The organism is Pseudomonas sp. GW821-FHT12A04, assembly GCF_058807755.1.
Genome location: NZ_JBXAQZ010000003.1, coordinates 81372 through 103102 on the forward strand (window position 1 = coordinate 81372; position 21731 = coordinate 103102).

Consider the following 21731-nt stretch of genomic DNA (forward strand, 5'->3'; position numbering starts at 1 on the left):
GGCTTTTTGGTGGGAGCGAGCTTGCTCGCGATGAGGGTGTATCCGTCGGCATTGATGCTGACTGACCCACCGCTATCGCGAGCAAGCTCGCTCCCACAGGAGTCGCATTCGGTTAGCGGTATTCATTTCACGGCGCCGAACGACAGGCCGCGCACCAGTTGTTTCTGGCTGACCCAGCCGAAGATCAGGATCGGCGCACAGGCCAGGGTCGAGACGGCCGACAATTTGGCCCAGAACAACCCTTCGGGGCTTGAGTACGAGGCGATCAATGCGGTCAGTGGCGCGGCTTTCGACGAGGTCAGGTTCAGCGACCAGAACGCCTCGTTCCAGCACAGGATCAACGACAGCAGCACCGTGGATGCCAGGCCGCCCTTGGCGATGGGCAGCAACACCCGGAGCATCTCCTGTGCCAGCGTTGCGCCGTCCAGCCGCGCGGCTTCGAGGATGTCCTTGGGGATGTCCTTGAAGTAGGTGTAAATCATCCAGACCACGATCGGCAGGTTGATCAGCGTGTAGATGACGATCAGCGCGATCCGTGTATCGAGCAGGCCGAAACTCTTCGCCAGCAGATAGATCGGCATCAGCACGCCCACCGGCGGCAGCATTTTGGTGGAGAGCATCCACAGCAGCGTGCCTCTGGTGCGTTGGGTTTCGTAGAAAGCCATGGAGTAGGCCGCCGGCACCGCGATCAGCAGGCACAGCGCGGTGGCGCTGAAGGAGATCACCACCGAGTTCCAGGCGAAACTGAAATAGTCGCTGCGCTCGTTGATGTGCAGGTAGTTCTCCAGCGTCGGCATGAAGATGAACTGCGGCGGCGTGGCGAAGGCATCGATTTCGGTTTTGAAACTGGTCAGTACCATCCAGAAGATCGGAAAGAAGATCAGGATCGCGATGGCCCAGGCCAACGTACCGAGCAGCAGGCTTTGCAAACGACGGGATTGTTGAAGAGTCATGGCAGGCCTCAGGCTTTGTCGGTCAGGTTTTTGCCGATCATCCGCACCAGGATGATCGCGGCGATGTTGGCGATGACCACGGCGATCAGGCCGCCCGCCGAGGCCATGCCGACATCGAACTGCACCAGCGCCTGGTTGTAGATCAGGTAGGCGAGGTTGGTCGAGGCGTAGCCGGGACCGCCGTTGGTGGTGGTGAAGATTTCGGCGAACACCGAGAGCAGGAAGATGGTTTCGATCATCACCACCACCGCAATCGGCCGCGCCAGGTGCGGCAGGGTCAGGTGCCAGAAAATCGCGATGGGCCCGGCACCGTCCAGGCGCGCGGCTTCTTTCTGTTCCTGGTCGAGGGACTGCATGGCGGTCATCAGGATCAGGATTGCGAAGGGCAGCCATTGCCACGAGACAATGATGATGATCGACAGCAGCGGGTAGTGCGCCAGCCAGTCCACCGGTTGCGCGCCGAACAGCTTCCAGACGTAGGCGAGAATCCCCGACACCGGATGGAAAATCAGGTTCTTCCATATCAGTGCGCCCACCGTGGGCATGATGAAAAACGGCGAGATCAGCATCACCCGTACGATGCCGCGACCGAAAAACTCACTGGCCTCCAGCAATGCACTGATCAGCACGCCGAATACCACACTGATCAGCAGCACGCTGCCCACCAGCAACAGCGTGTTGGTGGCGCCGGGCACAAAGCCGGAGTCGGTGAGGAAGTAGGTGAAGTTTTCCAGGCCGACGAACTCGTTCTCGCCGGGGTTGAGCAAGTTGTAGCGAATCGTCGAGAAGTAGACGGTCATACCCAGCGGTACGATCATCCACAACAGCAGCAATGCCACCGAAGGGCTGACCAGAAACCAGCCGGGATTGGCCACGCTGCTTTTGCGCTGCGGCTGGGCTATGTCCATGTGAGCTTTTGCAGTTGATGTATTCATGGTGTTAAACCGAATGGGTACAGGCAATGAAGATCAACTGTGGGAGCGAGCTTGCTCGCGATAGCAATCTGTCAGCCGACATCACTGTTGAATGTCATGGACTCATCGCGAGCAAGCTCGCTCCCACAGGGAACAGGGGCAGGCTACTGCCGGTTACTTGGGATAACCCGCGCGCTTCATCTCGCGCTCGGTGGTTTGCTGGGCCGCCGCCAACGCCTGGTCGACCGTGGTCTGGCCGATCAGAGCCGCCGAGAAGGATTTGCCGACCTGGGTGCCGATGCCCTGGAACTCGGGAATGGTCACCAACTGGATGCCGATGTACGGCACAGGTCTGGCGCCCGGCTTGCTCGGGTCCGCGGCCTTGAGCGATTCCAGCGTGACCCTGGCGAACGGCGCGGCACTCATGTACGCCTCGCTGTAGGTCGAGGCCTGGGTGCCCGGCGGCACGTTGGCGATGCCGTCTTTTTCCGCGACCAGTGCGCTGTATTCTTTGGACGTGGCCCAGGCGCTGAAGGTTTTCGCTGCGTCCTTGGCCTTGGAACTGGTCGGAATGGCCAGCGCCCAGGAGTACAACCAGGCCGAGCCCTTGTCAGTGACCTGATGCGGCGCATAGGTGAAGCCGACGTGATCGGTGACCTTGCTCTGGGACTTGTCGGTGACGAACGAGCCGGCGACGCTGGCATCGACCCAGATCGCGCATTTGCCACTATTGAACAGCGCCAGGTTTTCATTGAAACCGTTGCTCGACGCTCCCGGCGGGCCGGATTTCTTCATGGTGTCGACATAGAAGTTCAGCGCGTTTTTCCATTCGGGACCGTTGAATTCCGGCTGCCACTTTTCATCGAACCAGCGCGCGCCATAGGCGTTGGCCACGGTGCTGATCAGCGCGATGTTCTCGCCCCAGCCGGCCTTGCCCCGCAGGCAGATGCCGTACTGTTCCTGTTCGGGTTTGTTCAGTTTGGCGGCGAATTCACCGATCTGCTCCCAGGTCGGGCGCTCGGGCATGGTCAGGCCGGCGTCCTTGAACAGGTCGGTGCGGTAATAGGTGATCGAGCTTTCGGCGTAGAACGGCAGGGCGTACAGCTGGCCTTTGACAGACAGGCCTTCGCGCACCGACGCAAACACATCGTCGAGGGCGTAACCAGCCGGCAAATCCTTCATCGGTTCCAGCCAGCCCTTGGCGCCCCAGAGTGCGGCTTCGTACATGCCAATGGTCAGCACATCGAATTGCCCGCCCTGGGTGGCGATGTCGGTGGTCAGGCGCTGGCGCAGGACGTTTTCTTCGAGGACTACCCAATTGAGCTTGATGTCCGGATGCTCGGCCTCGAAGGTTTTCGAGAGCTTTTGCATGCGGATCATGTCGCTGTTGTTGACGGTGGCGATGGTCAGGGTCTGTGCGCCAAGGCTGACGCTGCTGAGGGTCATGCAGGTGAGGGCAAGCAGGGCTTTTACCGAAGGTTGCATCGTGCACTCCTTTTCTGCACCCGGCGGGCTACAGAAGGACAGTTATTGTTTTTGTGTCTTCCGAAGGCAGGAAGAATGTGCGCTGATTACATCCTTCAATCGAGGGCGAGACAAATCATCCATCGCACTTCAATCGATACTTTTTTGCACTGAAGTTTTGAGGGGTAGACGCAGGGAAGGGCTTTTCAGCGAAGGAGGGGTATTGAATCCGTACAGGTTTCAGGGGGTAACGCTGTACCTGTGGGAGCGAGCTTGGTCCGGGCGGCGATCCGACAATGGCGGTGTATCAGGTTAATAAATGTCGACTGACACGGCCTCATCGCGAGCAAGCGCGCTCCCACAGGAATTTGAGGCGTGTCTTCAACCCAGGTTTTGCTCGGTCAACCGCTGCACCACCAGCCGCCGGTAATGCGAAGGCGTCATGCCCTTGAGCTGCTGGAAGCGCCGGTTGAAGTTGGAAATATTGTTGAAGCCCGATTCGAAGCAGACATCGGTCACTGGCTTGTCGCCATCGGCCAGCAACTCGCAGGACTTGCTGATGCGCAGGCGATTGACGAATTCGATGAAATTGCGCCCGGTGGCCTGCTTGAATACCCGGCTGAAATACGTCGGCTTCATACCCAGGTGCTCGGCGACCTCTTCCAGCGTCAAGTCCCGGGCGTAGTGGGCAAAAATGTAATCCACCGCGCGGTTCGTGCGATCAATGTTGTGCTCGTCCGCCAGTTGCGGGGTTGTGGCACCAGAGAGCAATTGGTAGTCGTCGGTGGCCGCAAGCAACTCCAGCAGAATGAAAAAGTGCCCGAGCCGGGTCATACCGGTGGTATCGGCGATGCGCTGCATCAGGTCCATCGCCTTGTCGATGGTGTGCTTGCAGCGAAACTCGATACCGTACTGCGCGCGCTCCAGCAGCGGTGCCAGGGCCTTGAGTTCGGCGAACACCTGATAGCCACTATCGAACAACTCATCGGTGAAGTTGACCAGCATGTCGCGCTTGGGCACCACTTCATCCTCGGCCACCTGGCTGATCCAGTTGTGGGGCAGGTTGGGGCCGGTGAGAAACAGTGTCCGGGGATAGAAGTTGCCGATGTAGTCGCCGATGAACACCTTGCCGGAACTGGCGACGATCAGGTGCAGTTCGTATTCCTTGTGGAAATGCCAGCGCACCAGAGGGCAGGGGAAACCGTGCTGGCGATAGATGATGGACAAGCCGTTGTGGTCGTCCATCAACTCATAGGAAGGATCGGTGACTCTGGCGGTACGGGTCATGTCAGGGCGCTTGTGTAGTTATCCCGCCCCGATCATGCCTCTTGCCGGATGGATAGCGCTACTACCGCCGGTGCGTCTGTTCGTGCAACGCACGGCCGTAAACCGCTTTCATGCTGGTGGCGCTCCAGCAATACCGAACGATGTCGGACTCGTCGAAAAAATCGGTGCTGATGATGCTGCAACGCGTGACCCAGTTTCTCGTGGTGTCGAACCAGTCGTTGATCTGCCGCTTGATATTTCCGGGCCCGCCGAGCAGCGAGTAGGTGGTCGCGGACAGTGACCAGAGGAAGGTTTCGTAGGGCGCATCTTCCAGGGTTTGCGCGATGTAGCGTTGCAGCTCGGCGGGGGCGGAGAACGCGTTGTCGCGCCATTTGTGCGGGATGCGAGGCCAGAAGTACTCGCCATCGAGCGCCGACAGGGCGGGTGCCGCCATGATCACCCGGCGATGTGGGCTCGCACTTTTGAGTTCTCCAACCGTTTTGAATCTGTCGCCTGGAAGGACGGCCCGCAGCCCTAGACGTCGCACGAGCCAGTCACTGAACCTTTCATGATCGAAAGGTTTATTGCCATCAGCCAGTTGATGGAAGTCCAGCACGATAAATTCGTCCGGGTTTCGATCAAGGAACAGCAGTACCGCGTCGATCAGATCGTCCAGGGCGCGGTGCGAGCGAAAGCCGTTGTGGTGAAAGTAGAAGCCCGATCGAGCCGCACCGGCGGTGTAGCCAAGACGGATATCAAAGGCGCGGGCGCCGTTGGCCAGTTGCCAGGAAAAAGTGTCGTTCTGACAAATCGTCCAATGGCCGAGCACCGCATCGTGGTTGGGCGCTTTTTTGTCCATTCCGGCGTTATGCACGCCAGGCCAGACGATATCGGTGAGTTTGAGTTGATTGATTTCGAGGGTGCTGCTCATCCAGGTTTGCTTGTCGAGCAAACCACGCGTATTGCTGGTCATGGCCATTCCTTGTGCGAATCACCCCATCCATTGGGTGTGAAGCGGTCAGATTAACCGGTCGGGCACAGCAATGGCGGTAACTATGTATTGCACAAGAAAAGTGGGCTACTCCTGATTCAGTCGGTTCTTCGCCTCAATCCATTGCGCCATGTATTGAGTGCTCTTGTGCTGGTGATGACGCAGCATGCTGCCGGTAAAGTTATCTCGTCTTATGTTTGCCAGATTCTGCTGGCAATCGACCAGCCGCTGGATCAGGGCCGGGCCATGAACGGATTTTCGGTAGCGACTGGCAAGCAGGGTTGTCCCGTGCGCCTGGGCGTCAAGCCAGCGCGTCTTGTCGTTGTGCAGTTGCACGGCATGATCGGCGAACTCGCGTGCCGAACGGGTCACTGCACCGGGCCATGCCTCTTGACCATGCATCGCCTCGGCACCCACTGGCGTCGTCACATTCGGCGTGCCACAGAGCATCGCATCGACAATCTTGCCTTTGATTCCCGCCCCAAAACGCAGCGGTGCCATACAGACCCGCGCCGACGACATGACTTGCAGGGCGTCTTCTGCCCAGTTCATCACATGAAAACCCTGGGCCGGGTTATGCAGGGCAGTCGCCTTGGGTGGTGTGTAGGCACCATAGATATGCAATTGAGCGCCGGGTATCTGCTCGCGAATCAATGGCCAGATAGCGGTTTTCAACCAGAGCACCGCATCCCAGTTGGGCGCATGGCGAAAGTTACCGATATGAAGAAAGTGTGCCCGGTCTTCGAACGGAACCGATGCACGGGACGGAACATCGACCATCAACGGGCACCAGTGCAACAGGTTGCGGGGAAACCTGAACTGCTCGACCAGCAATTCGACTTCCACTTCGGAAACCATCAGCGTCAAATCACAACGATAAAATGAGGCGATCTCGCGCTTCGCCAGATCGGTATCAGCCATGTGTTCGAACTCTTCGCGCGCCGCCGGGGCGAACAGTTCGTTGAAGTCATTGTTGTCGTCACTGGCCTTCAAACGCTCCTTGAGGCGTTGATGCCGACCCAGCCTGAGACTTTGCAGGTCGCAACTTTCGAGCACGCGCAAGGCATCGGGGCAATGCTTCTCGACCCGCCAGCCGAACTGTTCCTCCATCATGAATTGATCGAACAACACGATGTCCGGCGCCAGTTCGCTGATGAATGCGTCGAAACTGCTGTTGTTCAGCTCGATGGGTACTTCGTCAATACCTAACGCTGTCAGGTCTGCACGTTGCTCGCCGAAGCCTGCCGGGCTGCTGAACGTGATGTTCCAGCCCTGGTCCAGGAAAACGTCGAGAATCTGCATGACATGCCCGCTGGCCGCGGAAGAGCGGGGCTCGGGCCAGACGTAACCAATGACCAGGACTTTGGTTGCGCGGGGCTCAATCATGTACGGGATTTCCTTGAAGCGAAGACAGGGCAGGGACGAAAAAGGCGCGCATTAAACCACAGCGCAGCGCAGGGTTACTCGAGAATGCTTTTGACCTTGTCGCGTAACTGATCAATGGAGAAGGGTTTGCCGATCAAGTGCATGCCTGGAGGTACTTCAATGTTTTCGGCATAACCGCTGGCGAACAATATCGGAAGGGTTGGACGTAAAGCTCTTGCTTCATTGGCCAGCTCGCGGCCGTCCATGACCGGCAGGCCAACATCAGTCATCATCAGGTCAATGTGTTGGTTCAAGTCCTTGAGCATCACCAGTGCCTGTTCGCTGCCATCGGCTTCCAGCACCTTGAATTCCAGTTCTTCCAGGACGTCGACGATCAGCATGCGCACGATGGCATCGTCTTCGACGACAAGGATGGTGGAGCCGTTGGCGGATGACATGGTCGAGTTCCCGAAAAAGATTGGCATTGCCGGTCGCTGGAAATCACCGGCCTCTTGCATGAGTAAGTGGCGGATCCCGACAAGTTCCCTGCGCGATGGAAAAAGGATTGACGGTACAAGCCAGGCAAGGATAACGCGGGAGCAGCGCAATGTAGGACCTTGCGCGCAAACATGTCAGATAATTGGATCAATTTGCCAGTTTTGGGGCAAACTCCTTGCATTCTGACAGTTCGACAAGGCCTGCCCCATGACCTCCGCGTCCTCGGTTGATGAGCAACGATTTCGTAAACTCCTGAGCCGTAACATCAGCCTGCCGTTGGGTCTGGGTCTTATCAGCGCTGTGTTTTTCGTGTCGCTGATCAGCTATTTACTGTCGACCATCCAGTGGGTGGAGCACACCGACCGGGTGATCAATAACGCCAATGAAGCGGTCAAGCTGACCGTGGATCTGGAAACCGGGATGCGCGGTTTCCTGCTCAGTGGCGACGAGCATTTCCTCGATCCTTACGAAACCGCCAAGCCGCGCATCGCCGTGGCGCTCGACACCTTGCTTGAACTGACCGCCGACAACCCGGTGCAGACTGATCGCTTGCTACGGTTGCGGGCCTTGCAGCTGGAGTGGACCAACTACGCGCAATCGATGATCGATTTGCAGCGCAGCAGCGGCGATTATCGCGCCATCGTCAAGGCCGGACGCGGTAAGCGCCTGACCGATGAAATTCGCAAGCAGTTCGAGGCGGTGATCGACACCGAGCAACAGTTGCGCGCATCGCGCAATGACGAAGTGCGCGGCACCACCATCATGAGCATCAGCCTCTATCTGTTGTTCATAGCGGGGGTCAGCGGGTTGCTGGCGTACGTCGGGCGCCGCGATTTGTTGACCCTGTCGCAGAACTACAGCGTCAACCTCGCCGCCCAACAGGCCAGCGCCCATCGTCTGGAGCAACAGGCCTGGCTGCGCAACGGCCAGACCGAGCTGGCCGAGCAGGTGCTGGGACAATTGAGCCTGAGCATGCTGGGTCGCAATATCCTGCAATTCTGCGCGCAGTACCTGGGCACCGCCGTGGCGGCTATTTATGTGCGCGAAGACCATGGCGGCCTCAAGCGCATCGCCACTTATGGTTTTTCCCGTGAACAGGAAGGGCGTGAACAGCAGATCTACAGCGAAGAAGGCATTGTCGGCCAGGTGGCGCAACAGGGACGGCTGATTCGCCTGGACGAGGTGCCGGGAGATTACTTCAAGGTCAGCTCCGGCCTCGGTGACGGTTTGCCGTGCAGTGTGCTGGTGGTGCCAACCAGCGACGACGAGCGGGTCAATGGCGTGATCGAGTTGGGCTTTCTGCGTCCACTGACCGACCGTGACGTTGAATTGCTTGAGCTGATTGCCGGCAACATCGGCACCTCGATCGAGGCGGCACGTTATCGCCAGCGTTTGCAGGAGGTGTTGGCCGAAACCCAGCAACTCAACGAAGAACTGCAGGTTCAGCAGGAAGAACTCAAGACCGCCAACGAAGAGCTCGAAGAGCAGTCGCGGATTCTCAAGGAGTCCCAGGCGCACCTGGAAACCCAGCAGGTGGAGCTGGAGCAGACCAACGAACAACTCGCCGAGCAGGCAGAAGTACTGGCCGAGCAGCGCGACGCCATGGACCTGAAGAATACCGAACTCAATCAGGCCCAGATCCAGCTCGAAGAACGCGCGGTAGAATTGCAGCGCTCGAGCAAGTACAAGTCCGAATTCCTCGCCAACATGTCCCATGAGCTGCGCACGCCGCTGAACAGCTCGTTGATCCTGGCCAAGCTGCTGGCGGAAAACCCGGAAGAGAACCTCACTGCCGAGCAAGTCCAATTCGCCGAGTCGATCTACTCCGCCGGCAACGACTTGCTCAACCTGATCAACGACATTCTGGATATTTCCAAAGTCGAGGCCGGCAAGCTGGAAATCCGTCCGGAGAACACCAGCGTGGCGCGCCTGGTGGATGGCCTGCGCGGCCTGTTCCAGCCATTGGCAACGGACAAGCAACTGGATTTCCGGGTGGATATGCAGGACGGTGCACCGTTGATGCTGTTCACCGATCGCCAGCGTCTGGAGCAAGTGCTCAAGAACCTGCTGTCCAACGCGGTGAAATTCACGCAAAGCGGCAGCGTCAGCCTGTCCGTCGCCACGGCGCCGAATGACGGCATCGCGTTCAGCATCCGCGATTCCGGGATCGGCATCGAGGTGGATCAGCACGAAAGCATCTTCGAAGCGTTCCGTCAGGCCGACGGCACCACCAATCGGCGTTACGGCGGCACCGGGCTGGGGTTGTCGATTTCCCGTGACCTGGCGGCCTTGCTCGGCGGCTCCATCAGCGTGACCAGCACGCCGGGACAGGGCAGTGTGTTTACCCTGGTCTTGCCACAGCAGTACGTGGAACCGGGCGAAGTGCCTGTCGAACCGATGCGAGCCGTTCCTGTGGCGGCTGTGTCGAGTGTATCGCCGCCCACGTTGTCGCCATTGGTGGCCGAAGTCGACATTCCGCGCTTCGACGACGACCGCAACAAAGGGCCGTTCACCAAACGCTGCATTCTGGTGGTAGAGGATGAGCCGAACTTTGCGCACATCCTCTACGACCTGGCCCATGAACTGGGTTATCAGTGCCTGGTGGCTCACGGCGCCGACGAAGGCTACGACCTGGCCAAGGCGTTCATCCCCGATGCGATCCTGCTGGACATGCGCCTGCCGGATCATTCCGGCCTGAGCGTGCTGCAACGTTTGAAGGAACACGCCGAAACCCGGCACATCCCGGTACATGTGATTTCGGTCGAAGACCGGGTCGAGGCGGCGATGCACATGGGCGCCATCGGCTACGTGGTCAAGCCGACCACCCGCGAGGAACTCAAGGACGTGTTTGCACGCCTTGAGGCCAAGTTGACCCAGAAGGTCAAGCGCGTGCTGCTGGTCGAGGACGACGACGTGCAGCGCGACAGCATTGCCCGCCTGATCGGCGACGATGACATCGAGATCACCGCCGTTGGCCTGGCGCAGGAGGCGCTGGATCTGCTGCGCTCATCCGTCTTCGATTGCATGATCATCGACCTCAAGCTGCCCGACATGCTCGGCAATGACCTGCTCAAGCGCATGTCCACCGAAGACATCTGTTCCTTTCCGCCCGTCATCGTCTACACCGGGCGCAACCTGACCCGGGATGAAGAGGCCGAACTGCGCAAGTATTCGCGTTCGATCATCATCAAGGGCGCACGCTCGCCGGAGCGGTTGCTGGATGAGGTGACGCTTTTTCTGCACAAAGTCGAATCACGGTTGTCCCATGAACGGCAGAAGATGCTCAAGGTCGCCCGCAGCCGCGACAAGGTCTTCGAAGGCCGCAAGGTGCTGCTGGTGGATGACGATGTGCGCAACATCTTCGCCCTCACCAGCGCGCTGGAGCAAAAGGGCGCAGTCGTGGTCATTGGCCGCAACGGCCGCGAAGCGATTGAACGATTGAATGAGGTGCAAGACATCGATCTGGTGTTGATGGACGTGATGATGCCGCAAATGGATGGTTATGAAGCCACCGTTGAAATCCGCAAGAATCTGCGCTGGCGCAAGCTGCCGATCATCGCCGTGACGGCCAAGGCCATGAAGGACGATCAGGAGCGCTGCCTGCAGGCCGGCGCCAACGATTACCTGGCCAAGCCCATCGACCTCGATCGCCTGTTTTCGCTGATTCGTGTGTGGTTACCGAAGATGGAACGTATCTAGTGGAGCGCAATTTTTCGGTGGATCGAAACAGCGAAATCGAACTGCGGTTGTTGATCGAGGCGATCTATCTCAAGTACAGCTACGATTTTCGCGATTACTCCGGCGCTTCGATCAAACGCCGGGTCGATCATGCGTTGAGTCAGTTCGAGTGCAACACCATCTCGGCGTTGCAGGAAAAGGTCCTGCACGATCCCGCCGCGTTCATGCAACTGCTGCAGTTGCTGACCATTCCGGTCAGCGAAATGTTTCGCGATCCCTCGCACTTCCTGGCCATCCGCAAGGAAGTGGTGCCGCTGCTGCGAACCTACCCTTCGATCAAGATCTGGATCGCCGGATGCAGCACTGGTGAAGAGGTGTATTCGATGGCCATTGTGCTGCGCGAAGAAGGCCTGCTGGACCGTACCATCATCTACGCCACCGACATCAATCCGCGCTCGCTGGAAAAGGCCAGGCAAGGGATTTTCTCGATGGAGAACGTCCGCGCCTACACTGCTAATTACCAGCAGGCCGGTGGCCAGAGTTCGTTTGCCGACTACTATACGGCGGCCTATGGGTACGCGATTTTCGACAAAACCCTGCGCGAGAACGTGACCTTCGCCGATCACAGCCTGGCGACGGACAGCGTATTCTCCGAAACTCAATTAATTTCATGCCGTAACGTACTGATTTATTTTAATAAAAGTCTTCAGGGTCGAGCGTTCGGGTTGTTTCATGAGTCCCTCTGCCATCGCGGTTTCCTGGTGCTGGGCAGTAAGGAAACCCCGGATTTCTCAGCCTTCGGCGATCAGTTCGAGCCGCTGGTCAAACAAGAACGGATCTATCGAAAATCATGAAAAGTGCAACGAAAATGCCGGCTATCGAAGCGATCGTGATCGGTGCCTGCGCCGGTGGCGTCGAGGCGCTGTTGAACATCCCCGGCCCGCTGCGCGAAGGCTTCGCACTTCCGATCATTCCTGTACGCGGCATCGGCCGTCTGCTTGTCGAGCTGGAACGAATCGCATGCTGAGTAATATCCAGGCCAAACTGCTGATCGTGGACGATCTGCCGGAGAATCTGCTGGCACTTGAAGCGCTGATCAAGCGTGAGGACCGCATTGTGTACAAGGCGCTGTCCGCCGACGAGGCCTTGTCCCTGCTGTTGCAACACGAATTCGCCTTGGCCATCCTCGATGTGCAGATGCCCGGCATGAATGGCTTCGAGCTGGCCGAGTTGATGCGCGGCACGGAAAAAACCAGGAACATCCCGATCGTTTTCGTCAGCGCCGCCGGGCGTGAACTCAATTACGCCTTCAAGGGCTATGAAAGCGGTGCCGTGGACTTCCTGTACAAACCGCTGGACCTCCAGGCGGTCAAGAGCAAGGTCAATGTGTTCGTCGACCTCTATCGCCAGAGCAAGGCGATGAAGGAACAAGTGCTGGCCCTTGAGCAAAGTCGCCGCGAACAGGAGACCCTGCTCAAGCGATTGCAAAGCACTCAACTGGAACTGGAACAGGCGGTACGCATGCGCGATGACTTCATGTCCATCGTCGCCCACGAAGTGCGCACGCCGCTCAACGGCCTGATCCTTGAAACCCAGTTGCGCAAGATGCACCTGGCCCGGGACAACTCCGCCGCCTTCACTCTGGACAAGATGCACGCGATGGTCGACCGGGACGAGCGGCAGATCAAAAGTCTGATTCGATTGATTGAAGACATGCTCGATGTCTCGCGCATTCGCACCGGAAAGTTGTCGATCCGGCCCAAGCGCTTTGACCTTTCAACGCTGGTTGGCGAGCTGTTGCACAACTTTTCCCAGCAGATCGACGCCGCCGAAGCGTCGGTCTCGCTCGATGCCACGCAACCGGTGATCGGAAACTGGGACGAGTTTCGAATTGAACAGGTCATTTCCAACCTGCTGACCAACGCCTTGCGCTACGGGGCCAAGAGCCCGATCTCGGTGAAGGTCTACAGTGAAGGTGGCCAGGCGTTGGTGGACGTGCAGGATCGAGGGATTGGCATCAGCGAGGAAAACCAGAAGCGGATCTTCCAGCAGTTCGAGCGGGTATCGGCCAGGCACGCCGTCGCCGGGCTGGGCCTGGGATTGTTTATTTCAGAGCAGATTGTGGCCGCCCATGGCGGTACTATTACCGTCCAGAGCAGGATCGGCGAAGGCGCCTTGTTTCGCGTTTGTCTGCCGCTGTAGGAAAACAACCAGATAAACGCAACCTCTGGTCGACCCCACGGTCTATCAGCAGCAATTGACCGAGCAAAGGCTTCCCATGAGTGAAGATGCACAAGATGTAGTACTCGTCGTCGAGGACGATCCCTCGATTCTGATGGTGCTGTCCGCTTATCTGTCGGGCGAGGGTTACCGCGTATTGCAGGCCGAAAACGGCGAGCAGGCTTTCGAAATCCTGGCGAGCAAACCGCACCTGGACATGATGATCACCGACTTCCGCCTGCCCGGAGGAATCTCCGGCGTGCAGATCGCCGAGCCCGCCGTGAAACTGCGACCGGAACTCAAGGTGATCTTCATCAGCGGCTATGCCCAGGAAATCCGCGAGACCGACAGCCCGATTACGCACAAGGCACCGATCCTGGAAAAACCTTTCGATCTGGATAAATTGCAGGAATTGATGCAGGACATGCTTTCGTAAGCCTTCAGGCCCTGATCATCTCCCTGACCTTCGCCGTCAACAGGTCGAAGGTAAACGGCTTGGTGATCATCTGCATGCCCGGATCGAGGAACCCGCCACGCACCGCGGCGTGCTCGGCGTAGCCGGTGATGAACAGCACCCTCAGCTCGGGACGCAACTGCCGGCCGATTTCCGCCAGTTGCCGGCCATTCATACCGGGCAAGCCGACATCGCTGATCAGCAGGTCGATGCGCTGGGCCGAATCGAGTATCGGCACCGCGCTATCGCCATCACAAGCCTCGACGTAGGCATAACCCAGGTCGCTCAACACCGTGCTGACCAGCACCCGCACCGCCGGATCGTCCTCGACAATCAACACCGTCTCGCCACTCCTGGCCAAAGGTGAATGTTCGACGTCCGATGGATGGTCCCGAGGCAGGTCTCCACCGAAGCGTGGCAGGAACAGGCTCACCGTGGTGCCCTCGCCCACGACGCTTTGGATGGCGACGTGACCTCCCGATTGTTTGCTGAAACCATAGATCATTGATAACCCCAGCCCGGTGCCCTGGCCGATAGGCTTGGTGGTGAAGAAGGGGTCGAAGGCGCGGTTGATGGTGCTTTGCGGCATGCCACAGCCGGTGTCCGTCACGCTGAGCACCACATAGTCACCCGCATCGAGATTGCTCTGGCCTTGGGTGAAATCCTCGTCAAAGTGCTGGTTCGAAGTCGAGACCACCAGACTGCCGCCATTGGGCATGGCATCGCGGGCATTGATCACCAGGTTGAGCAGGGCGCTTTCCAGTTGATTGGGGTCGGCTTCCGCCACCCACAGGTGCTCGTCCAGTTGCATGTCCAGACGAATGGTTTCGTTGATGCTGCGTTGCAGCAGTTCATCCATGGAGATCACCAGGGTGTTCATCTCCACGGGTTTCGAATCCAGCGACTGGCGCCGGGAAAACGCCAGCAGGCGGTGGGTCAGGCCCGCTGCGCGGTTGGCCGAAGTCACCCCCAGATCGATCAGGCTGTCCAGGTCTTCGGTTCGCCCCCGGGCCAGGCGTCGACGCAACAACTCCAGGCTGCCGATGATACCGGTCAGCATGTTGTTGAAATCATGGGCGATGCCGCCGGTGAGTTGGCCGACGGCTTCCATTTTCTGCGACTGGCGCAACGCTTCCTCGTTGTGACGCAGTTGCGCGGTGCGCTCTTGCACCTGCTGTTCAAGGGTTTCGAGGGTGTTCTGCAGGCGCAACTCACTCTGGCTCAGGTCGATCAACCGATCCCTGGCTTCGTACTGTCGTCGCCGTCCGCGCAGGGCCGTGGTGACCAGGCTGATCAGTGTGACCGGGTGAAATGGCCGTTCGAGGAAGGTCACGTTGCCCAATTGCGGGCCGAAGCGCGATGCCGGGTTCTGTTGCGGGCCGCCATGGTGTGTCATCAACACGATCGGCAGATCCGACCACGCGGGCTGCTGTTCGATCAGGCGGATCAGCGGTTCCAGATCAGCGCCCAACAGCGCCTCGCAAGAGATCAGCAGCAGGCCGGCACCCTGTTCAAGTTCGGCGCACAATTCGGGCAGGTCGGGGCTGATCACCCCGTGAAACCCGGCCTCGTTGAGCATCATCAGGGCTATCTGGCCGTCGCGCCCTCGCGGCGCAAGGATGATTGCGCGCTCGGACGTCGCTTGCATGTCCGTCACGGGATTTCGTCCGCGAGCAATGGATTGCTGGCGCCGAGATACGTGGGTACGCCGCGCAATACGCCCTGAAAGGCTTCCAGGGGCTCACCGATGGTCATGCCCTGGGCGCTGATGCGGTATTCACGGATGGTCGACTCATGGCTGCCGGTACGTTTCTTGATGATCGAAATGGCCCGGCGCACCTTGCCCAGGGCTTCGAAGTAACGCAGCAGAATGACTGTGTCGGCCAGGTAGGTGATGTCGACCGGCGCCTGCATGTCGCCGACCAGGCCGTGCTGAGCGACCGTCATGAAGGTCGCGGCGCCTTGGCGATTGAGGTACAGCAGTAGCTCGTGCATGTGCAGCACCAAGGCGTTTTCTTCCGGCATCGCCGCCTGATAGCCGTTGATGCTGTCGATCACCACGGTCTTTATATTGCCTTCGTCCACGCAGCGCCGGACCCGGTGGGAGAACTCGCCGGGGGACAGCTCGGCCGCGTCCACTTGTTCGACCAGCAAATTGCCGCTGTCTTGCATTGACTGCAAATCGATGCCGATGTTCTTCATGCGCTCGAACAACAACCCCAACTCTTCATCGAAAATGAATAACGCGGCTTTTTCGCCCCGGGCCACGGCCGCGGCGGCGAACACCATGGCGATCAGCGATTTGCCGGTCCCCGCCGGGCCGAGAATCAAGGTGCTGGAACCCGTCTCGATACCGCCGCCCAGCAGCGCATCCATTTCCCGGATGCCGCTGGTCAATTGCTGACGCAGGTATTGACCGCGATGTTCGGCGGCCACCAGGCGCGGGAATACACGCACGCCATCGCCCGTGATGGTGAAGTCATGGAAGCCGCCGCGGTACTTCTGGCCGCGGTACTTGACCACGCGGATGCGACGTCGCTCGGCGCCGTAGTTCGGGGTCAATTCTTCCAGGCGAATCACGCCGTGGGCCACGCTGTGCACGGTTTTGTCCAGGGACTCGGCGGTCAGGTCATCGAGCAGCAACACCGTGGCGTCGTAACGCACGAAATAATGCTTGATGGCCAGAATCTGCCGACGGTAGCGCAGCGAGCTTTGCGCCAGCAGGCGAATCTCGGAAAGGCTGTCCAGGACAACGCGGGTCGGCTTGACCCGCTCGACCACCTCGAAGATCTGGCGGGTGGCTTCGCCCAGTTCCAGGTCGGAGGAATAGAGCAGTGTCTGCTGCTGTTCGACATTGAGCAGGCTTTCCGGGGGCGTCAGTTCGAAGATATGGACGTTTTCGTCCATCTCCCAGCCATGAGACAAGGCGCCCTGGCGAAGCTCGCGTTCGGTTTCAGAGAGCGTGATGTACAAGGAGCGTTCGCCGGCTTGCGCGCCTGCCAACAGGAAGTGCAGCGCCACGGTGGTCTTGCCGGTGCCCGGCTCGCCTTCGAGCAAAAACACATGTCCGCGGGACAGTCCGCCATCGAGGATATCGTCCAGACCTTCGATACCGGTGGCGGCCTTGTCTCGGTTCAAATCGTTGGATAGAGACAAACAAGCGTCCTCATATGGCCAGGTTCAACGAGGCAGTTGCTGCGAAGTGCCACAACGGGCTGCCTGTTCACTTGACCCTTGGCCAGGACGACGGTTCAACGAAATTTCAGTCGGGGTCAAAGCCCTTGTTGCAACGCCGGATCATCGGGGTTCATCTGTTCGAGTTGGGCCAACAGGATCTGCACGTTTTGCAGCTGCCCGCTTTCCTTCCAGTAGTTGATCAGCAGCACCCGGGCCTTGCGATCGTTCGGATGGCGCTGAACGATTTCCTGCAACTGTTTCTGCGCCGCTTCGAGCTCCCGCTCACCGTGCAACGTGGTGGCCAGGTCGTAGCGGTAGTCCCGGTTATTGGGCTCAAGCTCTACGGCCTTGGACAGGCCGAGCAGGGCGAATTCGCTTTGCTCGTGATGCAGCAGCCAGAGCCCCAACGCGTGTTGCAGGTAGGCCGAGTTGGGTTGTGCCTGCAGTTGCCTGGCCAACAGTTGCCGGGCAGCGTCGTTCTGGCCCTGTTTATCCAGCACTTCGATTTGCAGTACCAGCGCCGGCAGGTTGTCCGGCGCCAGGCGCAGGGTGTTGTCCAGCGCCTGTTGCGCTTGCTTGAGCTCGGCGTTGTGCAAGTGCAGTCGGGCCAGTTGGTATTGGTTTTCGGCGCTTTGCGGCGCGCTCTTGAGCACTTGCTCCCAGGCATCGATGGCTTGCTCCAGCGGCCCGAAATACAAACCCAGTTCATCCGGGGACAACCCCAGCAGCGCGTTGATCGCCGCCAGCCGCACGCTTTGTTCGCTGTCATCGAGCAATGGCCCCAGCAGCAGACTGCGCTGGCCGTTCGGTACCAGGCCGCTGATGCTTCTGATCGCCGCGATACGCACCTCCGGCGACTCGTTCTGCAGGTCGGCATCCGCCAGCTTCAGGGCCACCGAGCTTGGATAGTTGGGCAGCTCGGCATGCAACCCGATACGACGTTTGGGGGACAGGTCCGGACGGGCCAATTGCTGATAGAGCACCCGCGCCGCACCCGGTTGGCCGGCCCGGGCAGCCGCCAGCGCTTCGCTGTAGCCGTGCTGGATGGCTTCGGGAACCACCGGGGTGGTATCGCGCAGGGAAAACCAGACACCGCCGATGACGAGCAGGGCGAAGAGGCTGATAAACAGTAGGCGGCGGGACTTGGGCATGCAGGAATCCGGAAGCTGGCAAGCTTTTGCAAAGGCGCAAGCTTCGGTCAGGCCAGGCTTTGAGTCAAACCTTGACGCCGTTCTCGCTCGATTCAAACCGTTGAACAGCCCTTCAGCCGACAATCCACGGGCCGGCAAGCTGCGTCGATGGCAAAACCTCTCGAGGCACCGCAGCAGTGACTACGCTTGCTGGAGGTGTCTCGACGAGTGTTCCCATGCAAGCGTTGTTGCAATACTTCAAGGCGATTTTCAACCCCGGCCCCGGGGTGTTGCTGTTTGCCTTGCGAACCATCGCGGCCGGGTTGTTGACCCTGTACCTGGCGTTTTTGTTCGATCTGGACCAGCCCAAGTGGTCGATCATGGCCGTGGTCATCATCAGCCAGCCACTGGCTGGCATGGTGCTGGCCCGCAGTTTTGGCCAGGTGATCGGCACCACGCTGGGGGCGGCCGTGGCGGTGTTGATCATGGCGATCTTTCCCCAGGCACCACTGCCGTTCATCACCACCCTGGCCCTGTGGCTGGCGCTGTGCACCGCCGGTGGCACGCTGTTGCGCTACACCAGTTCCGGGGCATTCGTGCTCAGTGGCTACACCGCCGTGGTCATCGCGTTGCTGGCGATTCCCGATCAGGACGGCACCTTTTTGCTGGCAGTGACCCGCCTCACCGAAACCTTGCTGGCGGTTGCCTGCGTGTGCGTGGTCAGCCTGCTCACCGCCAGGCCGGAAGCCGTGGCCCGGGATTACTTCGCCAAAATCGACCAAATCACCCGGTTGCTGGCCACCCATGCCAGCGCCGTCATCCGCACCGAAGAGAGCGAAGCCGAATTCCAGCAGCGGCAAATGCAGCTGCTGGGCCAGATCAGCGGCCTGGAGGGCGTGCGTCGGCACATGTACTACGATGCGCCCCGGTTACGCAGCGCCAACGGCCTGGTGCAACTGCTGGGCAACCAATTGGTGTTGTTGACCGCGCGGCTGACCGCCTTGCGCCACCAGCGGCTGTTGTTGACCGAGCGCTGGGAGGGCGAGTTGCCTGAAGAGATTCAACGGCTGCGTGCCGAAGAGCTGGCCTTTCTCGATGAATTGGCGCGGGAGGGGCGTTCGCTGTCCAGTGAAAAGCGCCATCATTTCACATCGCTGCAACAACGCTTTGATGAGCTGGCCTACAGGGCCGAACAATTGACCGAGCCGCTGCCGGCCACCTTGCGTTCGCTGGCCTGGTCGCTGCGCTGGGAGCAGGCGCGCCTGTTGCAGCAGCTTGAGCAGATTCTGGAGCTGAGCGATGCCATCCAGAGCGGGCGCCCCGCCAGCAGCGTGTTTCGCGGGCGGGAAAATCCGCTGCATCTGGACTTCACCCTGGCGACGATGAATGCCGTCCGTGCCTTTTGCGCGCTGTTGATCGCCGGCCTGATCTGGATCGAAACCGGCTGGGACGGTGCGCGAGCCGGGATGGTGCTGGTGGGCATCCTTTGCTCGCTGATGTCGACGTTTCCCCGACCGCTACTGGCTGTTCAAAGCTATGCCAGGGGGTTCGGGCTGGCACTGGTGGTCTCGGCGCTCCTTCAGTTCATGTTTGTGCCGATGATCAGCAATTTCGAGATGCTTGCCTTGCTGCTGGCGCCCTTGCTCTACGCCGTAGCGGTGGGGCTGGCCAGTCCACCCACTACAGGTACCGGGATTGGCCTGGGGCTCACGACGTTTTTGTTGCTTGGCCCGTTGAACGTGGGGATTGGTCAAAACACTGCCAGCCAGTGGTTCGAGTTTGCCGGAGCCTATACCTGTGCGACCGTGCTGGCTTTGAGTGTCTATGCGCTGATCTTTCCGTTCAGGCCGGATTTTCGCATGCGCCGGCTCTACAAAGAGAGCTGCGAGCAGGTGTACGCCTTGCTGAAAACCTCGGCGAGCGATGAACAGCAGTTTGCGTTCGAGAGCCGTATGGTTGATCGCCTGACCATGATGTTGGGGCTGCTGCCGGCGACCCGGGAGCCACAATCGCGCGAGCTGTTTCAAGTCAGCCTGGCCTGCATGGCATTGGGTATCGCCTTGAATCAGCTGCGGCAGCAAGGGCAGAACAACGCACTGCTGAGTCCCGATCTGCAACGTCGCCTGTTTTCGACAGTCCGGGAAACGGGCAGGCTGGTTGCCGGTCGGCCCGGGGTCGAAGTGGTGCAGGTGCTTGATAGCCTCCACACCTTGGGCGACGACCTGGATGCCCTGCATACCGATGTTCACGAACACTTGTGGTCGGTGTTCCGCATGCGTGTGGCGCTGCTGATCGTGGTGTCGTTCGTGGAACGCTATCGCGGCCACTTTCAACCCTCAGGCCTTGAAGGAGACCCTGTCCTTGCCCATTGATCTGGAAGTGGGTGGTGCCTATCTACCCCCGATTGCCCAGGCGCTGCTGCTGGGCTTGCCGATTTTCCTGTTGCTGGACTGGACATTGCGGCGCCTTGGCGTGCTGCAGTTTGTCTGGCACGAGGCGTTGTTCGAAGGCGCGTTGTACGCCTGCGTCTGCGCCACGTTGATTCTGGTCATGGGAGCCTGAAGCCTTGAAGAACATCCTTTCCCGACTCACGACGGTGGCGGTGGTATTGCTGGCCCTCATTCTGGGCTGGTTCGCCTGGGAGCATTACACCCGCGCACCCTGGACCCGGGATGCCCGGGTGCGTGCCGATGTGGTGACCTTGTCCGCCGACGTTTCGGGGCGAATCGTCAGCCTGGCCGTGCAGGACAACCAACATGTGAGCAAGGGCCAGGCGCTGCTGGAGATCGATCCGGCGCGCTACACCCTGGCGGTGGAGCATGCCAGACGCGCGGTGGAGGTGGCGAAAGCCTCGCTTGGGCAGGCCCAGGCGGCGATTATCTCCAGCGAAGCATTGCTCAAACAACGTCAGAGCGAGGAGCAGCGCCGGCGCACGCTCAAGGATCGTTCAGCGATTTCCGGCGAAGAGTGGGAGAAAGCCAGCACCGACGTGTCGGTGGCCCAGGCCGACTTGATGCGTAATCAGGCCAGTCTGGTGTTGGCCCAGGCCAACGTGCAACTGGCCATCGCGGCATTGACCCAGTCCGAGCTCGACTTGCAGCGTACCCATGTCGTCTCCCCGGTGACCGGCTATGTCACCAATCTGCTGACCCGGGAGGGTGATTACGCCTCGGCAGGTGGCCCATTGCTGGCGCTGGTGGACAGCGAGTCGTTCTATGTCAGCGGTTACTTCGAAGAAACCAAGTTGCCGCGGATCGGCGAGGGTGACCGGGTCAAGATCGAGTTGATGAGTGGCGAAACGTTCGCCGGCAAAGTGCAGAGTATTGCCTTCGCCATCGCCGACCGGGAAAACCTGCCGGGCGGCCGTCTGCTGGCCAGCATCAACCCCAGCTACACCTGGATCAAACTGGCGCAACGGGTGCCGGTGCGGATCGAGATCGATGCCGACTATGCCGGTAAAAACAACCTGCGGGCGGGGACCACGGCTACCGTGACCGTCCAGGAAACCCGCAAATCCAAAGACCAGCACTAACCCCCCTGTGGGAGCGAGCTTGCTCGCGATAGCGGTGGATCAGTCAACATCATTGGTGAAGGTGCCTGCGTCATCGCGAGCAAGCTCGC

Annotated in this window: 17 protein-coding genes and 1 pseudogene; 8 read left to right on the forward strand and 10 right to left on the reverse strand. The window is 59.6% G+C overall.

The window, feature by feature from the left end; all coding sequences use genetic code 11:
* Positions 1-122 precede the first annotated feature (122 nt).
* The 7 genes from AC1RS8_RS05820 to AC1RS8_RS05850 form a co-directional block, all read right to left on the reverse strand.
* Positions 123-953: a carbohydrate ABC transporter permease gene (locus AC1RS8_RS05820; protein WP_489338543.1), complete on the reverse strand. Its 831-nt coding sequence runs from the start codon at positions 951-953 to the stop codon at positions 123-125.
* An 8-nt stretch (positions 954-961) separates the two neighbouring features.
* Entirely contained in the window at positions 962-1888 is a 927-nt protein-coding gene (locus tag AC1RS8_RS05825) for a carbohydrate ABC transporter permease (protein WP_090455310.1), read from the reverse strand.
* Between the two features lie 153 nt (positions 1889-2041).
* Positions 2042-3352: an ABC transporter substrate-binding protein gene (locus AC1RS8_RS05830; protein ID WP_489338542.1), complete on the reverse strand. Its 1311-nt coding sequence runs from the start codon at positions 3350-3352 to the stop codon at positions 2042-2044.
* Between the two features lie 360 nt (positions 3353-3712).
* Positions 3713-4618 (reverse strand): AraC family transcriptional regulator, encoded by a 906-nt coding sequence (locus AC1RS8_RS05835; protein ID WP_090455307.1) that lies wholly within the window; start codon positions 4616-4618, stop codon positions 3713-3715.
* Positions 4619-4679: 61 nt separating this feature from the next.
* Complete coding sequence (locus AC1RS8_RS05840; protein ID WP_057714768.1) at positions 4680-5570, reverse strand: phosphatidylinositol-specific phospholipase C domain-containing protein; 891 nt, start codon at positions 5568-5570, stop codon at positions 4680-4682.
* A 105-nt stretch (positions 5571-5675) separates the two neighbouring features.
* Positions 5676-6974 (reverse strand): glycosyltransferase, encoded by a 1299-nt coding sequence (locus AC1RS8_RS05845; protein WP_489338541.1) that lies wholly within the window; start codon positions 6972-6974, stop codon positions 5676-5678.
* Between the two features lie 74 nt (positions 6975-7048).
* Entirely contained in the window at positions 7049-7411 is a 363-nt protein-coding gene (locus tag AC1RS8_RS05850) for a response regulator (protein ID WP_489338540.1), read from the reverse strand.
* Positions 7412-7658: 247 nt separating this feature from the next.
* On the opposite strand from AC1RS8_RS05850, the gene AC1RS8_RS05855 reads away from it, so the two are divergent.
* From AC1RS8_RS05855 to AC1RS8_RS05875, 5 genes and pseudogenes are all read left to right on the forward strand, one after another.
* Positions 7659-11150, forward strand: a complete 3492-nt coding sequence (locus tag AC1RS8_RS05855) for a response regulator (RefSeq protein ID WP_489338539.1) — start codon at positions 7659-7661, stop codon at positions 11148-11150.
* Positions 11150-11983, forward strand: coding sequence for a CheR family methyltransferase (locus AC1RS8_RS05860; RefSeq protein WP_057714771.1), 834 nt, complete (start codon positions 11150-11152; stop codon positions 11981-11983). Before AC1RS8_RS05855 ends, AC1RS8_RS05860 begins: the two co-directional genes overlap by 1 nt.
* A pseudogene (locus AC1RS8_RS05865) lies at positions 11980-12108 on the forward strand (chemotaxis protein CheB); the annotation flags it as partial. The gene AC1RS8_RS05860 and the pseudogene AC1RS8_RS05865, both read left to right, overlap by 4 nt.
* A 41-nt stretch (positions 12109-12149) precedes the next feature.
* Positions 12150-13331 carry a hybrid sensor histidine kinase/response regulator gene (locus AC1RS8_RS05870; protein WP_154859904.1) on the forward strand — a complete coding sequence of 394 codons (1182 nt, stop codon included), beginning with the start codon at positions 12150-12152 and terminating at the stop codon, positions 13329-13331.
* 76 nt (positions 13332-13407) lie between these two features.
* Positions 13408-13785 carry a response regulator gene (locus AC1RS8_RS05875; protein WP_057714773.1) on the forward strand — a complete coding sequence of 126 codons (378 nt, stop codon included), beginning with the start codon at positions 13408-13410 and terminating at the stop codon, positions 13783-13785.
* Positions 13786-13789: 4 nt separating this feature from the next.
* On the opposite strand, the gene AC1RS8_RS05880 is transcribed toward AC1RS8_RS05875, so the two are convergent.
* The 3 genes from AC1RS8_RS05880 to AC1RS8_RS05890 all read right to left on the reverse strand — a co-directional run bounded on the left by AC1RS8_RS05880 (position 13790) and on the right by AC1RS8_RS05890 (position 18131).
* Positions 13790-15460 carry a response regulator gene (locus AC1RS8_RS05880; protein ID WP_218495745.1) on the reverse strand — a complete coding sequence of 557 codons (1671 nt, stop codon included), beginning with the start codon at positions 15458-15460 and terminating at the stop codon, positions 13790-13792.
* The gene (locus tag AC1RS8_RS05885) at positions 15457-16959 is read right to left on the reverse strand and encodes an ATPase domain-containing protein (protein WP_489338538.1); all 1503 of its coding nucleotides are present in this window, start codon (positions 16957-16959) and stop codon (positions 15457-15459) included. The genes AC1RS8_RS05880 and AC1RS8_RS05885 overlap by 4 nt, the downstream gene beginning before the upstream one ends.
* Before the next feature lie 116 nt (positions 16960-17075).
* Positions 17076-18131, reverse strand: coding sequence for a tetratricopeptide repeat protein (locus AC1RS8_RS05890; RefSeq protein ID WP_493162474.1), 1056 nt, complete (start codon positions 18129-18131; stop codon positions 17076-17078).
* Positions 18132-18346: 215 nt separating this feature from the next.
* Here AC1RS8_RS05890 and AC1RS8_RS05895 point away from each other — a divergent pair, with 215 nt between their 5' ends.
* The 3 genes from AC1RS8_RS05895 to AC1RS8_RS05905 are packed head-to-tail and all read left to right on the forward strand — an operon-like array spanning position 18347 to position 21642.
* Positions 18347-20482 carry an FUSC family protein gene (locus AC1RS8_RS05895; protein ID WP_489338536.1) on the forward strand — a complete coding sequence of 712 codons (2136 nt, stop codon included), beginning with the start codon at positions 18347-18349 and terminating at the stop codon, positions 20480-20482.
* Complete coding sequence (locus AC1RS8_RS05900; RefSeq protein ID WP_032829912.1) at positions 20472-20672, forward strand: DUF1656 domain-containing protein; 201 nt, start codon at positions 20472-20474, stop codon at positions 20670-20672. The genes AC1RS8_RS05895 and AC1RS8_RS05900 overlap by 11 nt, the downstream gene beginning before the upstream one ends.
* Before the next feature lie 4 nt (positions 20673-20676).
* Positions 20677-21642, forward strand: coding sequence for an HlyD family secretion protein (locus tag AC1RS8_RS05905; protein WP_489338535.1), 966 nt, complete (start codon positions 20677-20679; stop codon positions 21640-21642).
* Positions 21643-21731 lie beyond the last annotated feature (89 nt).